General features: G+C 71.6%; 17 protein-coding genes. 5 read left to right on the forward strand and 12 right to left on the reverse strand.

What is annotated here, in order from left to right; genetic code table 11:
* Positions 1 to 32 precede the first annotated feature (32 nt).
* The 4 genes from ABD831_RS20830 to ABD831_RS20845 all read right to left on the reverse strand — a co-directional run bounded on the left by ABD831_RS20830 (position 33) and on the right by ABD831_RS20845 (position 11,501).
* The gene (locus ABD831_RS20830; protein ID WP_344951497.1) at positions 33 to 3,221 is read right to left on the reverse strand and encodes a multicopper oxidase domain-containing protein; all 3,189 of its coding nucleotides are present in this window, start codon (positions 3,219 to 3,221) and stop codon (positions 33 to 35) included.
* A gap of 10 nt (positions 3,222 to 3,231) precedes the next feature.
* Positions 3,232 to 4,581: a multicopper oxidase domain-containing protein gene (locus ABD831_RS20835; protein ID WP_344951500.1), complete on the reverse strand. Its 1,350-nt coding sequence runs from the start codon at positions 4,579 to 4,581 to the stop codon at positions 3,232 to 3,234.
* 19 nt (positions 4,582 to 4,600) lie between these two features.
* Complete coding sequence (locus tag ABD831_RS20840; protein ID WP_344951505.1) at positions 4,601 to 5,908, reverse strand: multicopper oxidase domain-containing protein; 1,308 nt, start codon at positions 5,906 to 5,908, stop codon at positions 4,601 to 4,603.
* A gap of 124 nt (positions 5,909 to 6,032) precedes the next feature.
* Positions 6,033 to 11,501 (reverse strand): IPT/TIG domain-containing protein, encoded by a 5,469-nt coding sequence (locus tag ABD831_RS20845; RefSeq protein ID WP_344951618.1) that lies wholly within the window; start codon positions 11,499 to 11,501, stop codon positions 6,033 to 6,035.
* 319 nt (positions 11,502 to 11,820) lie between these two features.
* Between ABD831_RS20845 and ABD831_RS20850 the strand changes: the two genes are divergently transcribed.
* Together ABD831_RS20850 and ABD831_RS20855 are read left to right on the forward strand one after the other, a co-directional pair.
* On the forward strand, positions 11,821 to 12,492 hold the full coding sequence (locus ABD831_RS20850; protein ID WP_344951510.1) for a response regulator transcription factor: 672 nt from the start codon (positions 11,821 to 11,823) through the stop codon (positions 12,490 to 12,492).
* Positions 12,492 to 13,571, forward strand: a complete 1,080-nt coding sequence (locus ABD831_RS20855) for a sensor histidine kinase (protein ID WP_344951514.1) — start codon at positions 12,492 to 12,494, stop codon at positions 13,569 to 13,571. The genes ABD831_RS20850 and ABD831_RS20855 overlap by 1 nt, the downstream gene beginning before the upstream one ends.
* Positions 13,572 to 13,574: 3 nt before the next feature.
* Here ABD831_RS20855 and ABD831_RS20860 read toward each other — a convergent pair whose 3' ends face one another.
* From ABD831_RS20860 to ABD831_RS20870, 3 genes are read right to left on the reverse strand one after another with little or no spacing between them, the layout of a single operon-like run.
* Positions 13,575 to 15,206, reverse strand: coding sequence for a 5-oxoprolinase subunit B/C family protein (locus tag ABD831_RS20860; protein WP_344951518.1), 1,632 nt, complete (start codon positions 15,204 to 15,206; stop codon positions 13,575 to 13,577).
* Between the two features lie 9 nt (positions 15,207 to 15,215).
* The gene (locus ABD831_RS20865) at positions 15,216 to 15,974 is read right to left on the reverse strand and encodes a LamB/YcsF family protein (protein ID WP_344951523.1); all 759 of its coding nucleotides are present in this window, start codon (positions 15,972 to 15,974) and stop codon (positions 15,216 to 15,218) included.
* Between the two features lie 40 nt (positions 15,975 to 16,014).
* Complete coding sequence (locus ABD831_RS20870; protein WP_344951529.1) at positions 16,015 to 17,385, reverse strand: 6-phospho-beta-glucosidase; 1,371 nt, start codon at positions 17,383 to 17,385, stop codon at positions 16,015 to 16,017.
* A 165-nt stretch (positions 17,386 to 17,550) separates the two neighbouring features.
* Between ABD831_RS20870 and ABD831_RS20875 the strand changes: the two genes are divergently transcribed.
* From ABD831_RS20875 to ABD831_RS20885, 3 genes are all read left to right on the forward strand, one after another.
* Positions 17,551 to 18,690, forward strand: coding sequence for a carbohydrate kinase family protein (locus tag ABD831_RS20875; protein ID WP_344951534.1), 1,140 nt, complete (start codon positions 17,551 to 17,553; stop codon positions 18,688 to 18,690).
* A gap of 33 nt (positions 18,691 to 18,723) precedes the next feature.
* A complete protein-coding gene (locus ABD831_RS20880; protein ID WP_344951538.1) occupies positions 18,724 to 19,089 on the forward strand; it encodes a hypothetical protein in 366 nt (121 codons plus the stop codon).
* Positions 19,090 to 19,182: 93 nt separating this feature from the next.
* Positions 19,183 to 19,515 (forward strand): cupin domain-containing protein, encoded by a 333-nt coding sequence (locus ABD831_RS20885; RefSeq protein WP_344951541.1) that lies wholly within the window; start codon positions 19,183 to 19,185, stop codon positions 19,513 to 19,515.
* A gap of 22 nt (positions 19,516 to 19,537) precedes the next feature.
* Here ABD831_RS20885 and ABD831_RS20890 read toward each other — a convergent pair whose 3' ends face one another.
* The 5 genes from ABD831_RS20890 to ABD831_RS20910 all read right to left on the reverse strand — a co-directional run bounded on the left by ABD831_RS20890 (position 19,538) and on the right by ABD831_RS20910 (position 24,709).
* Positions 19,538 to 20,389, reverse strand: a complete 852-nt coding sequence (locus ABD831_RS20890; protein WP_344951546.1) for a carbohydrate ABC transporter permease — start codon at positions 20,387 to 20,389, stop codon at positions 19,538 to 19,540.
* A complete protein-coding gene (locus tag ABD831_RS20895; protein WP_344951549.1) occupies positions 20,389 to 21,246 on the reverse strand; it encodes a carbohydrate ABC transporter permease in 858 nt (285 codons plus the stop codon). The genes ABD831_RS20890 and ABD831_RS20895 overlap by 1 nt, the downstream gene beginning before the upstream one ends.
* 146 nt (positions 21,247 to 21,392) lie before the next feature.
* On the reverse strand, positions 21,393 to 22,718 hold the full coding sequence (locus ABD831_RS20900; protein WP_344951553.1) for an ABC transporter substrate-binding protein: 1,326 nt from the start codon (positions 22,716 to 22,718) through the stop codon (positions 21,393 to 21,395).
* 149 nt (positions 22,719 to 22,867) lie between these two features.
* Positions 22,868 to 23,344 (reverse strand): hypothetical protein, encoded by a 477-nt coding sequence (locus ABD831_RS20905; protein WP_344951557.1) that lies wholly within the window; start codon positions 23,342 to 23,344, stop codon positions 22,868 to 22,870.
* Positions 23,345 to 23,407: 63 nt separating this feature from the next.
* Positions 23,408 to 24,709 (reverse strand): glucoamylase family protein, encoded by a 1,302-nt coding sequence (locus tag ABD831_RS20910; RefSeq protein WP_344951560.1) that lies wholly within the window; start codon positions 24,707 to 24,709, stop codon positions 23,408 to 23,410.
* Positions 24,710 to 24,777 lie beyond the last annotated feature (68 nt).

Raw genomic sequence — 24,777 nt, forward strand, 5'->3', positions numbered from 1 at the left:
GGCAGGTGACCCCGGCACGAGGTGGGACCGGATCAGGGGATGCTGTTCCGGGTCGAGACGAAGGAGTCGAACCAGGCCGTGCCCGCCATGGTCGACGTCGTGGTGGGTCCGGCGGTGACGCCCAGTCGTGCCGACTGGACCTGCATCGCGGTGCCCGTGTTGTTGCCGGTACGGGTGTCGCGCAGGGTGCCGTCGACGCGGAGGGCCAAGGAGCCACCCGTGCCCTGGACCCAGTCGACCCGGACCGTGTGCGCGCCTGCGGCGAGGTTCACCGCGGGACCGGTCGTGTTGCCGATCGTGTTGCGGTTCATGACGATCCGCAGCTGGCCGGCGGTGGCCCCGGTGCCCACGCGGTGGAACTGCACCGCGAAGGCCTGGCCCGTGCTCGTCCGTCCCTCGAAGACCGTCGCCCAGGCCGTCGCGCTGGCGCCGGTGGACAGGGTGTTGGGGTGGAACGAGAACTGGGCGCGGTAGGTCGGCTCGTTGGCCGGGTTGTCGTCGGCGACGTAGGCGGGGGCGTTGCGCGTCCCCACGGTCGCCGCGAGCCCGACGTTCGTGCCGCCGAACGGGATGCCCGCCGCTGTCGTGCCGGCCACCCCACCGACCTTCGTCGACCAGGCCGACAGCGCGGTGTCGAACGAGTCGCTGAAGATGGCGTTGGCGCGGACGACCTTGACGGAGACCGAGGCGGCGTTGCTCCAGTTGCCGGCCGCGTCCTGGACGCGGAGGTTGAACTGGGCCGTGCCGTTCTGGATGCCCGTCAGCGGGATCGCCGCCGTGACGCCGGTGCCGGTGTCGGTCACCTGGACACGCGTGGCGTTGCCGGCGCCCGGGTCGGTCGTGCCGGTCCAGAACTCGGCGCCCTGGAACCGCGGACCGACGTAGGCCGCGAGCGGCGTCTCGGTGACACCGGCCGTGAGGGTCAGCGTCGCCGCACCGTTCGTCGGGTTCGGGCTCCCGGTCATCGTCCCGAGGACCGGCGCCGTCTTGTCGATGAAGAGCCGCACGAGGGCGTTGCTCGCGGTGAGGCTGCCCCAGTTGCCCGCGGCGTCCTTGCCGTGCACGTAGACCTTGTGCTCGCCCGCCGTCATGGCCTTGACCTGGGTCAGCGGGATGAGGCCGTAGACCTGCTCCGTCGGCGAGTCGAACGATCCGTCGACGGCGATGAGGCTGAGACCCTTGCCGAAGGCCGGGGTCGTGCTCGTCGGGTCGATGAAGGCCTCACCTGCGAGGACGGTGCTCTGCAGCCCGTTGCCGGCGTCGCGGTCCTGCAGCTCTGCAGAAACCACGAGGTAGCCGGGGTAGGACTTCGAGCCGACCAGACCGTTGCTCGGGTTGGGCCCGACGGTCGCGGCGTTGACGGCCGGCGCGGTGAGGTCGACGGTCAGGTCGACGGGCACGGCCGGTCCCCAGATGCGCTGGGAGTTGCGGCTGTGCACCCAGACCTGGGCGGTGCCCTCGCCGAGGGCGAGAACCGTCGCGGCCGGGATCGTCCCGGTCTCGGCGACCTTCGTGGCGACCCGGTTGAGGGTCATGGCCGTGCCGGAGCCGTCGGCGCCGGCCGCCGCGCCGACGAAGAACTCGGCGTCGGTGATGGTGCCGCCCGCGGCCGTGTCGTCACCCGTCGCGTTGACCGTGACGGCGCCCTTGCCGCTCGCCGGGGACGGGCTCACGCTGAGCGCGACCGTCTGGGGTCCGGTCTTGGCCAGGTTGAGGATGACCGACCCCACGACGCCCCAGTTGCCCTCGGAGTCGAGGCCGCGCACGAAGATCGTGTGCTTCTCCGACGTGAGGCAGTGCAGGTCGAGGGGCGGCGCCGGCAGGGCACAGTCCGCGGCGGTGGCGACGGACGGGATGGTCCCGGTCACGGTCGTGCTCGTGGTCCCGAACGTCCCCCCCATGGCCAGCCCGAAGCCCGGCCCCACCGAGACGGCGTCGTCGACGACGAGCTCGGCGCCGCTGACGGCGTGGTTGCCCGTCGTCGCGTCACTCACCGTCGCCGTCACCGTCACCGGGCTCGTCCCGGCCGACGGGTTCGGGGTGGCCGTGATGCCGGTCGACACCGGTCCCACCCGGTCGAGGCTGGGCGGCGGCGCGTTGGTGTCGAGGAAGGTCAGCATGCCGCCGAAGGCCACTGACAGCGGGTCGGCCGTGCTCTGGCCGGCGTTGTCGAGGCGGGCCGACGACTCGAAGACCGCGATCTTCGACTCGGGGCCGGTCGGCACGGTGACGAGCGCGTCGACGGTGACGCCCGGGTCGACCGCGGCGACGACCGACGGCTCGGGGAAGGTCAGCCCGTGCCCGTCGTGCGACAGGACGGTCTGGTCGGTGCCGAGCGTGCTCATGGAGTGCAGCTCCGAGCCGACGTTGACGTAGCGCAGCAGCACCCGGTGGCCCTGGTCGGTCGGCACGGGGTCGCTCGACGGGAAGGGCTTGCCGTTGATGAGGCGGTAGGCCGGGTGGAACTCGCGCATGTCGAACGTCGTCGGGTGCGCGTTGAAGGCCGGGTCGATCTCGCTGAGCACGAGCACCGACTCGTCGTCGTAGGCCTGGCCGTATGCCGTGCCGTCGCCGAGGACGACGAGCGCACCCGCGAGCCCCATGGCCACCTGCCGCGCACCGCCCGAGGTGTGTCCGGCCTCGTAGAGGAACGTGCCGGCCCGACCCGCGGTGAAGACGTAGCGTGCCGTGGCGCCCGGTGCGACCCCGGGCGTCGCCGCCGCGGTGGGCAGGCCCTCGCTGATCGACGTCGACGGCTGGCCGGGCAGCGCGAGCGACGTCGGCTCGGTGAGGCCGTTGTGCAGGGTCAGCACGACCCGGTCACCCTGCCGGGCGATGATGACCGGCCCCGGGGCGGTGGCCGCCCCGGATTCGGTCGTCGAGTAGCCCCAGATCGGGACCGGTTGTCCCAGAACCTGGTTCGTGCCCGTCTTGGCCCAGAGGTCGCACGAGACGATCTCGGGATCGAGAGCCGTGGCCGGCGTCACGGTGCAGCCGGGCGTGTTCGGCGTCAGCTTGCCGACCGCCGCCGCGGGCGCGGCGGGGACGGCGGCCGAGGCCGTGGACGGTGCCGCAGCGGCGGCCGACGCGGACCCGGAGGCCGGCGACGCGGCATACGCAGTCGTGGCGGCGAGTGCAGTGCCCGCGAAGGGGACGGTCGCGAGCGCGGCGGCGACGGCGGAGACGCCGAGACGGTGCCGGAGGCTGTGTCGAGAGGTCATCGGATCGTCCTCAGCTCGTCGGGCAGCCGGCGGGCGGGTCGATGCGGAAGACCGTCATCATGCCGCCGAAGGCTGCGCCGTAGTTGGTCGCCTGCTGGAGCGCGTGGCTGTGGGCCACGTGGTAGTACTCGCCGCACTCGTTGTTGACGGTGATGTTGGCCGGGTAGGTGCCCTGCGTGCCGAGGTAGGGGCTCTCGCTGAACCACGTGTCGGCGCCGACGAGGAGCTGGTCGGTGATGGCGGGCAGCTGCGTCGGGATCGGGTTCGTCGTCGCGTTCCAGTGCTCGACGTCGCGCCAGTCCATCAACGCGTCGACGGTCTGGCCCGGCATGACGTCGATGTCGTACTTGAGATACGAGAGGTCCTGCGGCGCAGTGGAGCTCGTACCCTGCAGCGCGTGGCCGTCCTTGTTGACGACGCGCTCGTCACTGCCGTGCGGGTGGAACGGGTAGCTGACGCGTCCAGCGTTGAGGTAGCGGATGACGGCGGGCAGCGGGTTCGTCGCCGCGTCCCACGGCTTGATGTGCACGAGGGCGCCGTAGGGCTGGCTCGGCAGCCAGGACGCGTTGTTGGGCGCGAGCGTGTCCGGCATGCTGCGGCCGTTGATGAGGTAGTAGCGGGCGTTGTAGGCGGACCAGTCGACCGGCTGGCTGCGCTCGACCGCGAGATGCACCTCGGGGTCGATCTCCGAGAGGAGGAAGACGTACTCGTGCTGCGGGCTGAAGGCGGAGTCGGCGCGGTCGTTGACCTGGCCGGCCGCCCCGGCAGGCCGCACGACGAGTGCACCGTAGAGGCCCATCTGCTGCTGCTTCGTGACGTCGGTGCCGCTCGAGTAGAGATACGTCCCGGGCGATCCCGCCGTGAAGGTGTAGGTCACCGAACCGCCGTCGGCCGCCGCCGGCTGGACCATCGAGGTCATGGAGCCGGTGACACCGGGGCCATCGAACTGTGGCTGGGCCGGGTTGCCGTTGGCCTTCACCCCGCGCTGGCCGGGGAAGAGGATCGAGGTCGCCTCGGGCAGCTCGTTGTGCAGGATGACGGTGACGGGCTGGCCCGAGGTGACGCAGAGGACCGGGCCAGGCAGCTGGAACCGGCCCGAGCTCATCCCGTATCCCCACATGTAGATCGAGTTGCCGTCCGGCGTCGAGACGTAGCCGGTGCGCGCCGTGAGCGAGAACGTCTGGTGCGCGTCCTGCTGGCAGAGCAGGCCCTCGGACGTGGCCGCCTGGGCGCCGGCGGTCGAGCCGATGGCCACCGCGGCCACGAGCGCGCCGACGGCGGCGAGGATGCCGGTGCGCCGACGGGTGCGCGCGGCACGGGCCGGGTCGCCCGTCTGACGTCGTGATCGGTGAAGTCGCATGGTCGTCCTCCGTCGGCTCTCAGGTGTTCGGCTGGGTCTGGGGGCCGTACGTGCCGGCCGGGCCGACGCGGAGGACGGTCATCATGCCGCCCCACCCCGGTCCGCCGCCGTTGCCCAGGTAGGCGTAGTTGCGGTCGTAGAGCAGGTACTCGCCGGGCTGGTGGGGCGTGACGAGCACGTCCCGGCTCTCACCGGGGCCCACGTCGACCGTGTTGGTCTCGAGGTAGTTCGTGTAGCCGTCGCGGCCGCGGAGCAGGCTGGCGTCCTTGGCGATGACCTGCATGTCGACGTTGTCGAGCGTCAGCGCGTGGTTCTGGTAGCCGAGGTTGGAGAGCCGGAGCAGCACCGTCTCGTTCACGTTGCACGTGATGAGCGAGCTGATCGGCTGGTACTGGAGGCGTCCCGCCGTCGCGACGCTCGGGTTGCCGGCCGGCGCGATCGTGTCGGGGTAGCCGCGGCCGTTGAGCAGCCAGAAGCTCGGCGCGTAGTCGGTCCAGTCGCTGACCTGGATGTGCGCGTCGCGGTAGTGGGCCGCCGACCACAGCTCGGTGATCATGAAGGCGAACTCGCGGTCGTAGCGCGTGCTGCCGTCGCCGTCGTTGTAGGCGTAGGCCAGACGCGCCCCAGCCGGGGCGGTCCCGACGCGCGTGCCGTTCTGCTTCGGCCGCACGAACACCATGCCGGTCATGCCCATCTGCACGTGCTCGACGTCCTCGAAGTGGCAGTGGTACATGTACGTCCCCGCGTCGTGGGGGCGGTAGAAGTAGGAGAGGTCGCGCCCGATCGGCACGGCGAGCGACAGCTCCGGCACCCCGTCGAAGAGCGGGATCGCGTTGACGAAGCCGTGCCAGTGCAGCGTGTGCCCGTCGAAGAGGTCCGGGCGCATGACGAGGCCGAGGTTGGACAGCGTGATCGTCACGTCGTCGCCCTCGTCGAAGGCGAGCATCGGGGCCGAGATCTGCGCCTTGCCGCGCGTGGCCGCCACCTGCTGCGCCGTCATCCCCGTCACGTCACGGAAGCCGAAGACGTAGGTGTCGAAGGGCGAGGGCGCGAGCGAGTCGGGGAAGAAGGGCAGGTCGTCGGGCGAGCCGGCCGGCATGCTGACCCAGCCGTCCGTGCCTGCGAGGTGCACCGACTTCGCCGTGCCCGAGGCGGCGGCCCGGACGACGGTGGGTCGGGACGGCTGCTGCCCGAAGCCGAGGCGCGTGCCGAGCAGGACGCTGCCGACGGCACCCGCGCCGCCCAGCATCATGGCCCGCCGGCCGAACCCCGAGGGCCCCGAGGGCTCGGAGAACCCGCTGGCGTCTGAGCGCGTTTCGTCTGTCATGAGGTGCTCCTGAGGTCGGTCCGACGCTCGCGCCGGGCGGTGGTGTGTGGGAGTGCCGCCGAGGACCCCCGGGGCCGGGGGGCCAGTGGGAGAGACTGGTCTGCCCCGGGGGCCGGTCGGCGGGTCACGGCACGAACTGGTCGGAACCGGAGTCGAACCGCCGGCTCGTGCCCGCGACCGTGGGCCTCGGCTGGTTGTCGATGTCCCGCGGGGGTGCGGTGACGGTGACGGTCCACAGGACGGTCCGGCCGAGGACGAGCTGGCTGCCGTAGGTGACGGTCGTGGTCCCACGACCCTTGCCGTAGGCCGTCGCGGACGTCCCGGAGAGGTGGTAGTCCGCCCGCAGCCGCGGGGGTAGCAGCGCCGTGACGATGGCCGCCTCCCGGAAGGCCGGGTAGGTGCGGGCCGCCAGGACCGTGACCGTCAGCTCGGGCGTCGGGTCCTTGAAGCCGGGGGTGTCCGAGACGGTCACGTTGGCGCCGCCGTCGGTGCCCGTCGTCGTCTGGATGACGCCGCCCACGGGGTGGAGCAGGCCGGGGTCCCCCACGACGCCCATGTCCCACGGGTCGACCGAGTTGTCGGTGCCGTCGGGCAGGGTGCCCCCGATGCCGTAGACGTAGCCACCGATGTAGGTGCCGGCCCTGTTGTCGTTGAAGACGTTGTCGAGCAGCACCGGCCGGCTGAACGTCTGCTGGCCGTCGACCTTCACCAGGGAGAAGGACGAGAAGGTCCTGCTGCTGTTCAGACGGGCCATGAGCGGGTCGCTGTTGGGCCCGGTCGACAGGCCCGCCGGGGCCGGGAGACCGTCCGAGGTGACCGCCGTGGCCGTCGTCATGTTGCCTGCGACGGTGTTGTCCGCGATGGTGACGAACGGTGCGTCGTCGAGGGCGATGCCGCCGCCCTCGTGGGCCGACACGTTGTTGGTGATCGTGTTGTTGGTGATGGCGATCGGCTGCGTGTCGTTCTTCGTGACGTGCGTGCCGCTCACCTGGAGCAGCCGGATGCCGCCGCCGTCGTCGCTCGCGAGGTTGGCGTCGATGACGTTGGCGTCGATCGTCGCCGGACCGGTGCCGGGGCTGAGGCCGGTCGGGTCGGCCGGCAGCTCACCGGCGAGCATGACCGCGCCGCCCTCGTCGTAGGAGCTGTTGAACCAGACGGTGTTGCCGTTGACGGTGCCGCCGTTGCTGCCACCGGAGTTCGCCATGTAGCCGAAGGCCGTCAGGGCGCCGCCGTACTCCGCGGAGAAGTTGCCGCAGATGGCGTTGTGCGTCACCTTGTAGCCGTCACTGCCGGTGAAGAGCCCGATGCCGCCGGCGAGGTTGGTGCCGCCGTTGTTGAGCACCTGGTTGTCGGCGATGAGGGCATCGTAGTTGCGGTTGTCACCCGTGTAGGGCGTGCCGACGCGGATGCCGCCGCCGTAGCTGCCGCTGTTGCCGACGATGACGTTGTCGGTGATGCGGACGCTGCGGTTGTTGTTGTGCAGGTAGATGCCGCCGCCCTGGGTGACGAGCGCGCCGGTGGCGCCGTAGGGCGTCGTGACGCCGCCTGTCAGGACGTTGACGTTGCCCGGGAAGTCGGACTGCGCGCCTCCGGTGACCTGCAGTCCGTCGATGGCGACGGGGTATGCCGTGTCGCTGACGTTGGCGCGGGCCGGATCGTCGAGCACGGTGATCGTCGCCGCGTCGGGCACGTCGAGCTCGCCGCTGTAGGTGAGGCCGGCGAGCCGGGTGATCCAGGCCGTGCCACCGGGCAGGTCCGGACTGAAGCCGGAGCCGTCGATGATCGAGCCGGGCACCCACTGCTGGGAGCCGTCCGCCTTGGTGACGAAGCCGCCGGGGCCGACGCCCTGGATGGCGACCCGGTGGTGGACCAGCAGGTTCTCGTTGTACTCCCCGCGCGGGTTGAGGGCGGTGGCCGCGCCGGGCCAGACCACGACGAGCCAGTGCCTGCGGGCGGAGCTCGGCGTCGCCGCCTCGAGCGCAGCCTGCACGGTCGCGTACGTCCTGCCCGGCCCCACGTCGACGACGCGCGGGTTGCTCAGCGTGGAGCCGCTCGTGCTCGTCTGTGTGCCGAGGTTCCAGATCGTCAGACCGTTGTAGGTGGAGCGTCCGGAGCCGTTCGTGATCGACAGCTTTGCCGACCCGGCCAGCGTCGAGAGCGCCGGCATCGTGAACGTGATGCTCGTGTCGCTCCAGCTCGTGACGGCAGGCAGGACGGGTGTCGTCGAGCCCGACGTCCGGGTCAGTGACACGGTGCCGGTGCCCCGCGTCGCTCCGAAGCCCTTGCCCGTGATGGTCACGGCCCGGTCGGTCTCGGTCGACCGCACGTACGGCTTGCTCACCGCGAGCAGCTGCGGGTCGGTCGTGCCGAGGTTGCAGCGCGCCGGGTTCGACGCGGTGGTCCCGGGCGCGAGCACCGTCGCGGCGGCCTGGGTCGGCGCCGTGTCGGTCACGGTGTAGAGCCCCGGCCAGCCCTGGAAGTTGGTGCTGATCGTCCGGTAGGCCGGGTTGTAGTCCGGGTTCGGGTCACCCAGTCCTCCGGGGTCGTTGCCGGTGAAGCGGTACATGTTGGGGCACGGACCGGCCGGGACCGGGCAGTTGTACGTCCCGGTCGAGGGCTCGAGGGCCTCGTAGAAGCCGTTGAAGTCCGTGTGCGTCGTGTCGACGAGGCGGCCGCTCCAGTCGTAGAGGCCGACGGGGACGTTGGGCAGGCCCTGGGCCTCGCCGTAGTTGGCGCTCCGCTTGTCGAGGGACAGGCCGAGGTCGTTGATCGTCAGGCCCCAGAAGTGCGTCGGGAGCGGGACGGGCGTGAAGAGGTTGAAGTTCGGCGCGACGGTCTGGCCACTGCGGACGGTGATGAGCTTCGCGTCGCACAGTGGCCGGTCCTGGCCCTCGAACGGGCTGCCGCCGCCGGCGAGGAAGGCCGGGTCGGACACGCGGACCGTGTGGAGGGCGCCCGCGCAGCCGGAGATGATGCCGGCTCCCTGCGACGGTGGCTGGGTCGGCGGCAGCGGGTCGTTGCCGGTGCCGGGACCGTCGGACGCTGCCTCGACGGAGCTCGGCGGGAAGTTCTCCTGGGGGAGGTAGGTGTCGCCGTCGAAGACGTTGACGTCCTCCTCACGGGTCACCTGGTACATCGGCTTGCCGTCGACCGGGTCCTTGGGCACGTCGACGGCCACGATGTAGTCGCCGGCGGACAGGTCGCCGAAGCCGTAGTTGCCGTTGACCGTCTGCCCGGCCGCACCGGGGGTGTTGTCGGACGGGCCCACCTGCACGCCCATCATCGGGGCCTCGACGCAGAGGTTGTTCGCCTCGGGTCCGGACTCGGGCAGGGCCAGCTGGTCGGTCAGCTCGGTGCCGTCCCACTGGCGGGCCGTGCAACCCCGCGGCGGAGCCCACTCCTCCGTCGTGTACTTCGGCTGGACCTCTGCACCCTTGACGAGCGCACCACGCTCCGGGTCAGGGTTCGGGATCGTCTGGGGGACACCTGGGTTGGTGGTCGCGTCGTAGGCAGGGTTCGGGATGGACAGGGGCACGACGGCCTTGCCCTGACGGCAGGCGTTCGCCTTCTCAGCGTCCGTCGTGGCCGTGCAGGGCACGGGCTCGTAGACGTGGACGTTCACGTCCGGGATGCCGGGCTGGTAGTCCTCGCTCACTGCGTCGGCCGGGTCGAGCTCGTTGCGGGTCGTGTCGTAGGAGACCGTCGCGGCGATGCCGCCGTTCTCGTTCGTGCCGTAGGGCTCGACGCCCCAGTCGATCCGGCCGGAGAGGCCGATGACGGGCAGGAAGTCGATGTCGACGAGGCCGCCGAGGATCGTCGTCGGGGAGTCCTCGTTGTCGGCCTGGTAGGTCACGCCCGTGGTCCGGTAGCGGGTGTTGAAGGCCTCGAGGACGAGCCACTTGCTGAGCGGGTAGCCCTCCTTGATGTCGTAGACGCCCTGGTCGCTCGTGTTGACGAGGTTCGTGTACTGGTCCATGAGCGAGTTGTCGCGCTCGCGGACGGTCAGGGTGAAGCCGGGGACCGGCGCCTCACCCGGGTCGCGCCTGCCGTTGCCGTTGTCGTCGACGAAGACGGTGCCGCGCACATGCGTGAACCAGCCGACGAGCATCTTGTTGCCGACGTCGACGAGGTCACCGCCGGAGACCTCGACGTTGAAGCTCCAGAGGATGTAGTCCTGGGCGTCGTCCCAGAGGGTCAGCTGGTAGGTGCCGTCCGGGACGTTCTTGATGTCGAACGACCCGTTCGCGGCGCCCCGGCCGACGTAGATCGCGGCGTCACCGCCGGTGAGGTCCGACAGGGCCACCCACGGAGCGGGGATCGGTCCGGCGGACTTCGCGCCGGCCCAGCCGGTCTCGGGGACGACCTGGCCGTTCTGGCCGCCGATGTAGGGCAGGCCGGCGACGGCGACGCCCTTGATCTCACCGGTCGCGGAGGAGGTGGGCAGCGCCCGGACCCGGACGAAGCCGAACTGGGTGGCCGGGACCGGCTCGGCGCCCTTGATGAACTCGGTGTCGAGGCCGGTGTCGCCCTCCTGCACCCAGATGTCGTGGTCGTGTCCGCCCTCGAGGGTCGTCGTCTGGACCCAGCCCGACTGGCCGGCCGGCGGCGACACGGTGGCGCCGTAGCGGTTCGGGCCGAGGTTGGGGATGGTGATGACGCCCGAGGCGTCGCTCGTGCACTTGCCGGTCGAGCGGGTCGTGTCGACGACCGGCTTGCCGTCGGTGCCGTACAGCATCCGTCCACCGGTCCCGTGCTTGTAGACCGTGCACAGGGCGTTGCCGTAGTAGTCGGTCGTCACCGGCCCGAGCACGTCGGAGAGGTTGCCGGTGAAGCCCGCGAGGCCCCGCTCGGCGTCGGCCTCGTAGGTGCCGTCGGCAGGGACGTTGTCGTTGAAGACCTGGATCTTGATCGTCGCGAGCGGCAGGGGCAGCGGCTGCATCCCGACGCTGACGAGGCCCTTGAGGCCGGGCGTCACGATGAAGTGCGCGCCGTCGATCTTGTAGCCGTCCGCGGTCACGGAGATCAGGTACTTGCCGGGCTGCAGGCCCTCGAGCACGTGACCGGCGGCGAGATCGGTCTCGTCGCCCTGGGCCACGATCTTCGAGTGTCCCGACGTCGCTCGCACGGACGGCCAGGGGCAGCTGTCGGCATACGGCTCGGTGGGGTCGCCCGCGGCCGGGTTCGCCGGCTTGGTGCTCCCGCCCGGCGCCCGGGAGGGCAGGCAGCGGTCGAGGAGCGGCGCGTCGGCGGTCCCGGGGTCACCGCTGCTGTCCTCGTTGATCATCCAGCTGTAGGCCGGGACGGCGTCACCCTTCTTCGGGGCGTTCGCCGGTCCGACGGTGCGCGCGCTCGTCACCGTGAGGGAGATGCAGCCCTTGCCGGCCGTCGTCGTCGACGGGCAGGGACCACCCGTCGGCGTGGCTGCGGCAGGCGCTGCAGCGGGCGAGGCGGGCGCAGCGGCCGCTGGTGCGGCAGCGGGTCTCGGCGCAGCCGCCGCCGCTGCCAACGGCCCGCCCACCTGGGCCACTCCGGCGAGGGCTAGCGCGGTCAGAGTGGCGACGATCGGGACGCAACGCCGGCGCAGCTTCGACATGTCCACGGCAAACCCCCACGTGATGCTCTTGCCGGGCTCGGAGCGAGCCCGTCGTTCCGTGAAGGTCGCACGCGCCCTGCCAGGGCCCCGGCGAGATGGCCGCAGGACTCAGCCAACTGTCATCGAGGCGGTGGCCGATCGCTCACGGACGGCTCACCACAGCGAGAGGATCCCGTCATCTTCCTGTCATGTTGGCGTCCGGTTTGCGGCGATAGGTCCGGCGCGCGAAGCCCTACCGAGGGCACTTGTCACAGCTTTCGCTCCTGACCTCTGAGCACGCCCGCATACTGATCGACATATCGGGGAGTGGGGGGCATTCATGGCCACAGTCATGGTGGTGGACGACGAGGAAAGAGTTCGGACGCTGTTGGCGAAGTCGCTGGCATCGCAGGGGCACTCGGTGGTGACCGCCGCATCGGCGAGTGCCGCCATCGAGCGGCTGGAGTCCAGGGAGGTGGACCTGGTGGTCCTCGACCTCGTGATGCCGGGCCTCGGCGGCCTGGCCGTGCTCGACGCGGTGAACAAGCGCAGGCAGCCGACGCCCGTCATCGTGCTGTCGGGGGTCACCGACGTCGGGACCCGGGTCGCGGCGCTCGACCGGGGCGCCGTCGACGTCGTGTCCAAGCCGTTCAGCCTGACCGAGCTGCTCGCTCGCGTCCGTCGCAACATCGGGACCGAACGCAGGCCGACGGACGACCGCTATCTCGACGCGGGCGGCATACGCCTCGACGTCGGGCGACGTCGGGCCACGTTCCGTTCGGCCAGCGCGTCGCTCACCGAGCGGGAGTTCAGCCTGCTCGCGCACCTCATGCGACGCGCGGGCGAGGTGTGCCGCAAGGAGGAGCTGCTCCACGACGTCTGGCACCTGGACTTCGACCCCGGCAGCAACGTCGTCGAGGTCTGCGTCGGCCGGCTGCGGTCCAAGCTCGGTGCGGACATCCCGATCGAGACGCTGCGCGGCGTCGGGTACGGCCTGTACGAGGACGCCTGATGGCTCGGCGGCGCATGGTCCTCGTCTGGAGCGTCGTCGCGACGGCCTGCGCAGGCGCGATGCTGCTCGTCCCCGGCAGCGAGACCGTGCCGTACCACGTCGGGTGGGCCGCGTTCGCGCTGTGCTTCGGCCTCGAGCAGTGGAGCCCGCGGGCCACGTGGGTCGGCCTCGGCCTCTACACCGGCGTGACGGGCCTCATCCTCGTCGTCCGCGTCGCGAACGGGGTCCTCGACTGGCAGGAGACGACGGAGATCCCGCTCATGCTGCTGCTCATGGCGCTCATGATCTGGCACGTGCGACGCCGGCAGCAGGCGCTGTCGGACCTCACGGACAACGCGGCGCGCGAACGGGCCGACTCGACGATGCGCGAGCTGCTCACCCTCCGGACCTCGCACGAGATGCGCTCGCCGCTCATGATCTCGCGCGGCTACCTCGAGATGCTCATGGACCGCACCCCACCGGGCGAGGACCTGGCCGACCTGCAGGTCGTCGACGAGGAGCTGGCGCGGCTCACCCGCGTGTGCGAGCGGCTCGTGCGCAGCATGCGGGTGGGGACCGACCTCGAGGTCACGAACATCGACATCGACGCGGTGCTCCGGCAGACGGCCCAACGGTGGTCGACGGTGGCACCGCGGAACTGGCAGGTCGAGGCGTCGGGCATCGCCCTCGAGTGCTCCGTCGAGCGACTCCGGGCCTGCCTCGACACCCTCATCGAGAACGCCTTGCGCTACACCGAGCGCGACGACGACACCGTGCTGCTCTATGCCCGTCCGATGCGCGACGCCATCGCCCTCGGCGTCGCGGACTCGGGACGCGGCTTCACCACCGACATGCTGCGCACGGCTGCCGGGCACGGCCTGTCGCCCGCGACCGGCGAGGTCCTCGACGGGGTGCGCGACGACCTCTCGCAGACCGGGCTCGGCCTGTCCCTCGTCCGCGACGTCGCGACCCGTCGCGGCGGGTGGGTCCAGTTCGGGGTGTCCGCCTGGGGCGGGGCCGACGTCGCGATGATCCTGCCGCTCGTCCCGCAGCTCCCGGTGGCCCAGACCCTCCGCCCGGTCCAGACCTCGACCGCCTGACCGTCAGGGCCGGCTCGCCCACCGCAGACGCACGGCCTGACCCGGCCGCAGCTGGGCGGCACGCGACACGGACGCCGTGGTGAGCACCGCGACGACGGGGTATCCCCCCGTCACCGGGTGGTCGGCGAGGAAGACGACGGGCTCTCCACCGGGTGGCACCTGCACCGCTCCCGGGACCAGGCCCTCGCTCGGCAGCTCGCGGTCCGCATACATACTCTTGCGGTGGATCTGCTTGCCCTCCAGACGGATTCCCACGCGGTTGCTCCTCGACGACACGGACCAGGTGCCACTCTCGAGCTCGGTGAGGTCACACCAGTCGGCGCGGGGCCCGGGATCCAGCTCGAGCACGACCTCACCCTCGGCCGGAGGTGGCTGGGGTGCGGCCTCGACGACGGGGAAGGTCCGTGGCGCCGGTCCCACGGCGAGCACGTCACCCACAGCGGGGCGCCGGGGGCCGACCCGGGAGAGCGTGTCGGTCGAGCGCGACCCCAGCACCGGCGGGACGGCGATGCCGCCTCGCACCGCGAGCCAGGTGCGCAGGCCGGCCGGGGGTGTCCCGAGGGTCAGCACCTGTCCGTTGGCGAGGGCCACCGGCGCGGCGTTCGGGACGGCACGCCCGTCGACGTCGGCCGGGCACGGTGCCCCGGTCAGCGCGACGAGCAGGTCGCCGTGGGCGCGGACCGACAGACCCCCGAGCGTGACCTCGAGCGACGCGGGCGCTGTTGCTGCTGTTGATGACTCGTCATCGAGCAGGTGCCCCACGAGACGCAGACCGAGAAGGTATGCCGTCGGGTCGGCCGCGCCGGAACGGCTCACCCCCATACCGGCCAGTCCAGGACGGCCGGTGTCCTCGACGAGCGTGAGCGGGCCGGTGGCCAGCACCTCGAGTCCCCGGCCACCTGCCTCGTCGAGTGCCCGCGTCGTGCCCCCTGCCCCACGTGGTTCACGCAGGTCCGCGATGCGGGGGACGGCGGGGCCACTCGACAGGGCCTGCGCGTCGAGCGCGACGAACCGCACGGACCGTCCGGGAGCGAGAAGCGCCGGCGGGTCGCGGTCGACGTCCCACAGCACGGCGTCGGTGCTGCCGAGCAGCTGCCAGCCTCCCGGTGAGGCGTGCGGGTAGATGCCGCTGAACTCGCCTGCGAGAGCTACGGATCCGGCCGGGACGGACGTGCGCGGCTCGGACCGGCGTGGCACCGCCAGGCGGGAGTCACCGCCGACGAGGTAGGCGAAGCCCGGCGCGAAACCGCCGAACCCCACCCGCCAGTGCGTGCTGGTGTGCGCCTGCACCACCTCGTCCGGCGACAGGTCGGTGAGCCGCGCCACCTCCTCGAGGTCCGGGCCGTCGTAGCGCACCTCGACCTCGACGACGTCGGCACTCTCCGGTGGCACCGCCACGTCGACGCGCAGGGCAGCCTCCTGGCAGGCCCGGACGACCTCCTCGCGCCGCGTCGGCCGGCGCAGCACCACGAGCAGCGAGCGGGCGCCGAGCACGACCTGGTCGACGGCCGACCAGACGCCGGCGGACCGCTCGACGAGCGGGTCCAGATGGGCGCGCAGGGCGAGCGCCGCGCCGGTGTCGGCGACCTCGACGACCAGGGCCAGGGGTCCCATCGGCAGCAGCCGCGCGTGCATGGTCGGCCCTCAGCCCGTGAACGGACGGATCTCGACCCCGGCGGCCTCGAGGGCGGTCCGCACGGCCCGCGCCATGGCCACCGCCCCGGGCGTGTCACCGTGGATGCACACCGAGTCGGCCCGGATCTCGACCAGGGACCCGTCGACCGCCGTCACGACGCCGTCCCGGGCGAGCCGCACGACCCGGGCCGCGACCTCGTCGGCGTCGTGCAGCACGGCCCCGCCCTCGGTGCGGGGGACCAGCCGGCCCTCGGGGGTGTAGGCGCGGTCGGCGAAGGCCTCGGTCACGGCGCGGAGCCCGGCGGCCGTCGCGAGCTCGAGCAGGAGGCTGCCTGGCAGCCCGACCACCGGCAGCGACGCGTCGACGGCGAGGACGGCGTCGACGACGGCCCGGGCCTGCTCCTCGTGGTGGACGACCGCGTTGTAGAGCGCACCGTGCGGCTTGACGTAGGCCACGCGGGTGCCCTCGGCGCCCGCCATCGCCATCAGGGCGCCGAGCTGGTAGATCACGTCGGCCGCGAGCTCGTCCCGGGGGACGTCCATGAACCGCCGTCCGAAGCCTGCGAGGTCGCGATAGGCGACCTGGGCGCCGACGACGACATCCCGCTCGGCGGCATACCGGCAGGTGGCGCGCATCGTCACGGAGTCCCCGGCGTGGAAGCCGCAGGCGACGTTGGCGCTCGTGACGACGTCGAGCACGAGCGCGTCGTCGCCGAGCGTCCACGCCCCGAAGGACTCGCCGACGTCGGCGTTGAGGTCGAGGCGCATGACTCGATTCTCCCGCACCCGGGGCCCGTCGCCCATGGCCTCAGCGCAGCGCGCAGTAGAAGGCGGGCAGTCGCTGCACGTAGCCGCTCATGACCTGACGCGCCACGGTGACCGAGTCGACGAGCGGGTGGAGCGCCAACGCCTCCACGGCGAGCGACCTCGACTGCTCGAGGGCGGCCCGGATGACGAGCTCGTCGACGGCCTTGACCTGCTGCACGAGTCCCAGCGCGTGGCCCGGCAGCGGGCTCACCGCCACCGGCACGGGTCCGCGGGCGTCGACGCGGCACGGCACCTCGACGACGGCGTCGTCCGGGAGCCCGGCGACCGCGCCGCCGCCCCGGACGTTGAGGATGAGGCGGGCCGGCTCGTCGCGGGCGATGGCCGCCATGAGCGCGAGCGCGACGCCCTCGTAGCCGCCACCCTCGACGTCGGCCTCGGCCCGCTCGTGCGCCTCGCCGTCGTCGGCCTCGCGGGTCTCCTGCATGTACGTCGCGTTGCGTTCGCGGCGCACCGCGTCCCAGCGTTGCCAGGCCTCGCCGGGCGAGCCGGCGACCCCGTCGTAGAACGCGGCCTGCTGGGCCAGGAGGTACTCCCCGCGCGTCTGCTGGGCGCTCGTGATCTGCCCGATCGCGTCGCGCGTGAAGTAGTAGTAGTAGAGGTACTCGTTGGGCAGCGCCCCCAGGGTCTGCAGCCAGTCGGTGCCGAAGAGCTGGCCCTCCTCGATCGCCGAGAGCGCACGCTCGTCCGCGAGCAGGTCGGGCAGCAGGTCGCGCCCGTCCCGCCGGAGCCCCGTGAGCCAGCCGAGGTGGTTGAGGCCCGCGTAGTCGATCTCGAGGTCGTCGAGGTCGTGCCCGAGCGCACCGGCGGCGCGCTTGGCGAGGCCCAGCGGTGAGTCGCAGATGCCGACGACCCGGTCGCCGAGCACCGACTGCATCGCCTGCGTCACGAGGCCGGCCGGGTTGGTGAAGTTGATGACCCACGCGTCGGGTGCCAGACGGCGTACGCGTTCGGCGACGTCGAGCGCGACGGGGACGGTGCGCAGGCCGTAGCCGACTCCACCGGGTCCGGTGGTCTCCTGGCCGAGCAGGCCGAGATCGAGCGCGATCCGCTCGTCGGCTGTGCGACCCTCGAGGCCGCCGACCCGCATCGCCGAGAAGACGAAGTCGGCGCCCTCCAGGGCGGCGTCGAGGTCGGTCGTCGCCGTGACCGTCGGCGGGGCGACCGGCAGGCCCGCGTGGGCGGCGACCCGGTCCGCCTGCGCGGAGAGAACCAGTCGCATGACGTCGAGGCGCGCGACGTCCGTGTCGTGCAGCACGACCTCGGTGACACGTCGGTCGGCGGTGTCGCGCAGCAGCGCACCATGGACGAGCGGCACGCGGAACCCGCCCCCGCCGAGGATGACCAGCTTCATCTCAGCACCACCCTCGGACCGTACCAAGGTGTGACCGCGAGACCACTCGACACTCGACTGCCCACGAACTCCCGTCGGGAACTGGGCACTCTACGAGGGGGACGGGCCGGCGGGAGGCGGCCACACGGCATACGCCGTCGGAATCACGGTGAGTCGCGCACGACGATGCGGAATCATGGGGACGTGCCCCTTCACCACACGTTCGACCCGCTCGCGTCGCTCCGCGGCGCCGACGAGCCACCGCTCGACGTCTTCGTCTGGGGCACCGTCTTCCTCGACATGATCTTCGCCGGGCTGCCGAGCGCGCCCAAGCCGGGCACCGAGGTGTGGGCCGAGGGCCTCGCGTCGTGCCCGGGCGGCATCGCCAACCTCGCCGTCGCCACGAGGCGTCTCGGGCTGCGCACCGGCCTCGCGGCTGCGTTCAGCGACGACGACTACGGCGACTTCTGCTGGCGCACGCTCGAGGAGCAGGAGGGCATCGACCTCACGCGCAGCCGTCGCTTCGCCGACTGGCACAGCCCAGTGACGGTCTCGATGTCGGTGGACCGCGACCGCAGCATGGTCTCCCATGGCCACCCGTCGCCCGTGCCTGCCGACGAGCTCATCGGGACACCGCCGCGGTCGCGCGCCGTCATGGTCGACCTCGGCGAGGACGAGGCCTTCGGCGCGACCGGCCCGACCTGGGTGGACCGTGCCCGCGACAACGGCGCGATCGTCTTCGCCGACGTCGGCTGGGACCCCAAGGAGCAGTGGTCGCCGCACGTGCTCGAGCGCCTCGACCGCTGCGACGTCTTCATGCCGAATGCCGTCGAGGCCATGGCCTACACCGGGACCGGGTCGCCGGTCGAGGCCGTCTACGCCCTCGCCGACCGGGTGCCCGTCGCCATCGTCACGAACGGCGCCGACGGCGCGCTCGGCATCGACGCCCGCACGGGCGAGGAGGCCCGCGTCCCCTCGCTGCGGGTCCAGGAGGTCGACCCGACCGGGGCCGGCGACGTCTTCGGCGCAGCCCTGCTCGTCGGCACCCTCGCGGAGTGGCCGCTCGAGCAGCGGATGACCTTCGCGAGCCTCTGCGCCGGGCTCGCGCTCCAGCAGTACGGCGGCTCGCTCGCCGCTCCCGGCTGGGGCGACCTCGCCGACTGGTGGACGGCGCTCGTCTCCGACACGAGCGGCGACGCCTACCACCGCTCGCTCCGACGACGATTCGGCTTCCTCGACGACATCGTGCCGCGAGTGCCGGTCCTCGCCTGCCGCCGCGCGACGGCGACCATCGCGAGACGGGCCGACGTCCAGGACCTCGACTGAGCCTCATCCGTCGCGACGGGGCACGATGGTGGAGTGACCGAGCTGCCCGACGACGTCCGTGACCTCGCCGCCCTCGAGCTGCGAGCCGCGCAGGTGCAGGACTGGTCGATCGCCGGGGACTCCTTCACGTGGACGCTCCTCGCCGGGGACTCCGACCGGGGCCACGAGCTCGCGACCGTCACCTACGTCGGGGCGGTCGTGCTGCACACCAACCGCCGCGACCTCGACCGCGCCGTCGCGGCCGCCGCCGAGGTGGAGCACGCCGAGATCCGCCGCACCGAGGACGGCGGCTTCGAGCACCGGGTCACGCTCGTCCCCGCCTATCCCGTCGTCGTCCGCTTCTGGAGCGTCGAGGTGCGCCGTATGCCGGCACCCGACCACCTGCGCCGCGAGCGCTGAGCGGCCTGCCGGGCGACACCGCACGGCACGGCACCCGTCACCGTGTCTCTCGGACCATCGACGGGCCGCCGCCAGGGGTGCCATGGTGAGTCCATGGAGAAGTCATCCCTGACCGCCCTCGCGCGGGAGCTGCTCGAGCACGCCACGACGACCTCGAGCGGTCGCGGCGCCGACACCGTCTACGGCGGCCACGAGCACGTGCTGCGCCAGACCGTCGTCGCACTGGCGGCCGGGCAGTCCCTGACGGAGCACGAGAACCCGGGTGAGGCCACGGTCCAGGTGCTGCGGGGACGCGTGCGGATCAGCTCCGGGGACGTCTCGTGGGAGGGCGCACCGGGCGACCTGCTCGTGATGCCCCAGGCGCGTCACTCGCTCGAGGCGCTCGAGGACTGCGCCGTCCTGCTGACCGTCGCCAAGCTGCCCTGACCGGGCCACACGGCATACGCCCTCAGTCGCCGGCGATGCCGGTGCGCTCGACGCCCTCGACGATCCAGCGCTGCAGGAAGAGGAACATCAGCAGCAGCGGCACGATCGCGACGAGCGCGGCCATGAAGAGCTGGCTCACCTGCACCGACTGCGCGGTGAGGAAGGTCGACAGGGCGATCTGCACCGTCCACGACTCCTGGTCGCGGCCGATGACGAGGGGCCAGAGGAAGGCGTTCCACGAGCCGATGAACGTGATCGTGCCGATGGCGGCGACGAAGCCCATCGAGTTGGGGACGACGATCTTCCAGAACGTGCCCCAGTAGCCGAGGCCGTCGATGAACGCGGCCTCCTCGATCTCCTTGGGGAAGCCGAGGAAGAACTGCCGGAAGAGGAACGTCGCCAGCGCCTGGAACAGGCCCGGGATGATGAGGCCCCGCAGCGTCGAGATCCAGCCGAGCGTCGAGACGAGGACGAAGCTCGGCACGAACGTCACGGCCGCGGGGATGAGCAGGGTCGCGGTGATCCCGTAGAAGACGGCGTTGGACCAGCGGTACGGGATGCGGGCCAGACCGTAGCCGGCGAGCCCCGAGACGATGAGCACGCCGACCGTCTGGGTCACGGCGATGAGGCCCGAGTTGAGCAGGCTGCGCGCCATCGGGATCGCCGGGTTGTCGAAGAGGCCGGTGAGGTTCGAGGTCTCCCAGACGGGCGGCAGCCAGTGGAAGTCGGGCGAGCCGAGGTCCTGCTCCCGCATGAACGCGCTGCGGATCAGCAGGTAGAAGGGGATGAGGAAGAGCAGCGCCGCCGCGACGAGGGCGCTGTAGCGGGCCCACCCGACGGCGCGGGACTGGCGCCTGCTGCGCACGATGGCCATCAGTCGCCCCTGTCGCCGAGTCTGAGGATGCGTCCCTGCGCGACCGCGATGACCGCGATGATGAGGGTGAGGATGACGGCGCCGGCCGACCCGTGGCCGAAGTCCTGGCCCGAGCCGAGCGCCGTGTAGTACAGGTAGACGAGCGGCGGCCGCGCGTAGGGCGGGTAGGTGCCGAACGTCGACAGGATGTTGTAGAACTCGTCGAACGCCTGGAACGCGTTGATGAGCAGGAGCAGCAGCACCGCCGTCGACGTGGCGCGCAGCTGCGGCAGGGTGATGTGGCGGAAGACCTTCCACCCCTCGGCGCCGTCGATCGCGGCCGCCTCGTAGAGCGTCGGGCTGATCCGCTGGATGCCGGCGAGGAAGAGGATCATGTAGAAGCCGACCTGCAGCCAGAGCCGCGCCGTGACGATGACGAGCCAGTACCACGGCGGCTCGGCCAGGCTCAGCCACGGGATCGAGTCGATGCCGAACCAGCCGAGCACCCCGTTGGCCAGGCCCGAGCGGATGCCGCTGAAGATCGACATCTTCCAGATGAGCGCCGCCACGACGTAGCTGCACGCCGTCGGCAGGAAGAAGACCGACCGGAAGAACGACTGCATGACCCGGGTGCGCGCGACGAGCAGCGCCGCGCCGAGCGAGATGACGAACGTCGTCGGCACGATGAAGACGGCGAACGCAAGGAAGGTGACGAGGCTGCTGCGGAACGCCGGGTCGCGCAGCATGTCGAGGTAGTTGCCGGCGCCGACGAACTTGGTCGGTGTGACGGTGTTGTAGGACTCGAAGAACGACAGGTAGATCGACCACGCGATAGGCACGTAGACGAAGACGATGAGCCCGATGACGAACGGGCCCACGAAGACCCAGAACCACAGGTTGCGGTCCTGGCGCCCGCGCAGGCGGCGACCGAGCGACGGCCTCCCCTCGGTCGGGGGTGGCGTCGCCCGGTCGGTCGCCGTCCGCTGCGCGGTGCTGTCGTAGGCAGCGGGGCCGGCCTGCGCTGTCAGGCGAGGACCCGCTTCAGCTCGGGGTCGGCCACGGCCTTGACCTTGGCGATCTCGCCGGCCGGGTCGGCGCCCTCCTTGACGATGCGGTTCATCGCGTCACCGAAGGCCGTGGCGCACTTGGGCGTCCACAGGATCGGGCTCTGCGCGTGGCCGACGTCGGTGGCGAGCTTGGCCGCGTCGGCAGCCTGCCCGCTCTTGAGGGTCGAGGCCTGGCTGATGAGGCTCGTGCGGGAAGGGATGTGGAAGCCGTAGGCCGTGGCGAAGTCGAGCTGGTAGGCGGTCTGGTCGATCCACAGCCACTTGGCGAACTTCTTGGCGGCCTCGACGTCCTTGCTCTTCGCGCTGACGCACGAGCCGTAGGCGCCAACGGGCACGGACGCCTTGCCGCTGCCGTCGAGGGCTGGCCAGGGCAGCACGCCGAAGTCGTCGCCGAGGCCCTTCTTGATGTCGGGGAAGGTCCACAGACCGGTGAACTGCATCGCGGTCAGACCGGCGGTGAGGGCCGAGGCGTCGAACCAGTCCTTGGGCGCGCCGAGGAGCAGCACCTTGGCGTCCCACATCTCGCGCAGCTTGCCGAGGGCGGTCGCGGCACGCGGGTCGTCGAAGCCGAACTGGTTGTCCTTGGTGAGGTAGTCGAGACCGGCCGACCACAGCATCGGGCCGCCCATGAGGCCGGCACCACCGTCGTTGCCGAGGAAGAGGCCCTTGACGTTGCCCTGGGTCAGCTTCTTGGCCGCGGCGATGAGCTCGTCGATGGTCTGCGGCGGGGCGATGCCGGCCTTGTCGAGCATCGACTTGCGGTAGACGAGCAGCTGCATGTCGACGACCTGCGGGATGGCATACGTCTTGCCGTCGTAGGTCATCCGCTCGAGGATGCTCTGGTTGAAGTCGCTCTTCGCGTCGCCGATGAGGTCGGTGAGGTCGACGACCTGGCCGCCCTTGATCATGTCGATGGTCGGGCCGTTGCCGTACTCGAAGACGTCGGGACCCGCGTCGGTGAGCAGCGAGGCGGCCGTGGACTGGTCGTAGTCGCCGGGCTTCCAGCTGACCTTGACCGTGGCGTCCTTGTAGGCCGCGGCGTACTTCTCGACGGCCTGCTGCGTGCCGGCCTCGCCGTACTGGTGGTACCACTGGTTGAGCGTGGCGCCGCTGCCGCCGCCGCTCGCGCCGCCCGTGGCCACCGGCTCGCGGCCGGTGTTGCTGCCGCACGCGGCGAGCGCACCCGTGACCGCCGCGGCACCGCCGAGGGCGAAGAGCGAGCGTCGGGTGAGGTTGGCCCCGAGGGCCTGGCCGATCTCGTGACCGATCTGCTTGTCAGACATAGGTTCCCCTGCGTCCTTCCTGCCCGAGCGTGCGGGCGTCGTCGACGACGGCGGGCGCTCGGCCAGTCTGCTCGACCTCGCCCACCGTGCGATCGTATGCCCGCAACGTCCGCGTATGCCGGGTGGGCCGCGCCGGACCTCGGCGCGGTTCAGATGGCGGCCGGGGAGTTGAGCGGGTTGTCGCCCGAGGTCTCCCGGGCGGTCTGGAGCAGCTGGTGGACGAGCAGCAGCGTCTGCTCGTCCTGGAGCGTCATGCGGCGTCCGAAGTGGCCGCGGGCGCGGCCGACGCCCTCACCGACCCGCAGGATGCTCGCGCGGACGTCGTCCCGGGTGTCGGGGGACATGCGCTCGAGCAGCCGCGTCACGGAGAGCAGCCCGGACACGACGGGTCGGCTGTCGAGCTCGAACGCGTCCAACAGCCAACGCCTTTCGGCTGCTGCGGTGCCGAGCAACTCCCGGCCAGGGCCGGTGCTGCGCAGGGCTGCGTCGGTCACGGCGTCCCAGAAGGCACCGCGCTCGTCCTCGTCGAAACGGACCTGGCCGGCGAGGGCGCTCAGCACCCAGACGGGCGCGAGCCGGAGCGTCGCCCACTCCTGCTCCGACCACTGCTCTCGCCACTGCGACACGTCCGCCACACCACCTCTCGCGCGTTCCGGACCTCACCAGAGTACGACCGGGCCGGGTCGGGGTCAGGCGGGTCCGGTCAGGGGCATCCGACGGGCCGCGACGACCGGGCGGAGCACGGCCTCGACCTCCGGGGTGGCGAACCAGCGGTGGAGACAGTCGTCGGCGAGGACGTTGGCGAGCGCCCCCAGCACCATCGACTGGTCGAGGGAGAGGTGGCGACCCGCGTGCCGACCGGTCCGCGTGTCGACGGCGTCGACGAAGCCGCCGGGTCCGTAGGCACCGAGGTCGCTCTCGATGCGGGCGAGGTTGTCGGTGGCGGCGTCGGGCTCGACCATGAGGGCCATCGCCGACGCGTGCGGCGTCACGACGACCTCGCCGTCGCGCTCGCTCGGGTAGCCGTCGGCCTCCCACGCGATGGGCGGGACCCCGAACACCGAGTACCCCTCTCCGGGACAGGCCGACGGGCTGAACCCCCAGTAGCCATAGGCTTTCTCGTCCATCGCGTACTCACGCTGCAGGGCCACCGTGCGGGCCTCGTTGACGCCCCACGTGTCCGGCGCCCAGGTCGCCTCGGGCACGAAGATCGTCGGCATGAGCGCCTCGAACATCGACCCGCCGAAGGTCGGCACGACGTCGCGGCCGCGGTAGTGCCGCATCGGCGTGTCGAGGGCGGCGTAGTGCTCGGGCGGGATCTGGTCGTGGGCGATGCCGACGTAGCTCGCGATCCGCGGCTCGGAGTCGAGCAGGTCGTAATGGTGCTTCGTGTGGAAGACCTCGGCGTGCCCGGCGACGAACGACGCGCGGCGGGTCGGCTCTCCGGGGTCCTCGACCCAGAAGCCGCCGGTGAGGCGTCCACCGGGACCCTCCGGTCCGGCTGCGGCGTCGTGGAAGACCCCGAAGTGCATCCGGTCCAGCACGGCGTGGGCGTGCGACGCGAGGCGCGGCTCGGCTGCCGCGGCCACCATGAGGCCGGCCGCGAGCCAGCCGTTGTCGACGCTCGAGAGGAACTGCCGGATCTCGTGTCCGCTGTCCGGCATCTGCCGCAGCAGGGTCCCGGTCCGGTCGTCGTACCAGTTGAAGAACATCCCGGACTCGTCGTGCACCTCCATCCCGGCGAGCGTCCTCAGCACTCGGGCGAGCCGGTCGTGGGCCTCGTCGGCGTCGACGAGACCGAGGTCCCGCGCGGCAACGGTGCACCAGAGCAGGCCGCCGATGTTCGTCGGCGACGTGTAGCCGCTGCGCGTGGCCGGGTCGAGCGAGGCGGCGATGCTGTCGGTCGGCAGGCCGGTGTCGGGGTCGGTCATGGCCTCGAACGAGCGCCAGGTGTCGGCGGCCCAGCGGAGCAGGAGGGTGCGATCAGGCATACGAACGTCCTTGGGATGGCGGGGATGCGTGGAGAACTGGGCACTCGACCCCGGCCGGCACGACGTGC

It is taken from the genome of Terrabacter ginsenosidimutans (assembly GCF_039539425.1).
Classification (GTDB): domain Bacteria; phylum Actinomycetota; class Actinomycetes; order Actinomycetales; family Dermatophilaceae; genus Terrabacter; species Terrabacter ginsenosidimutans.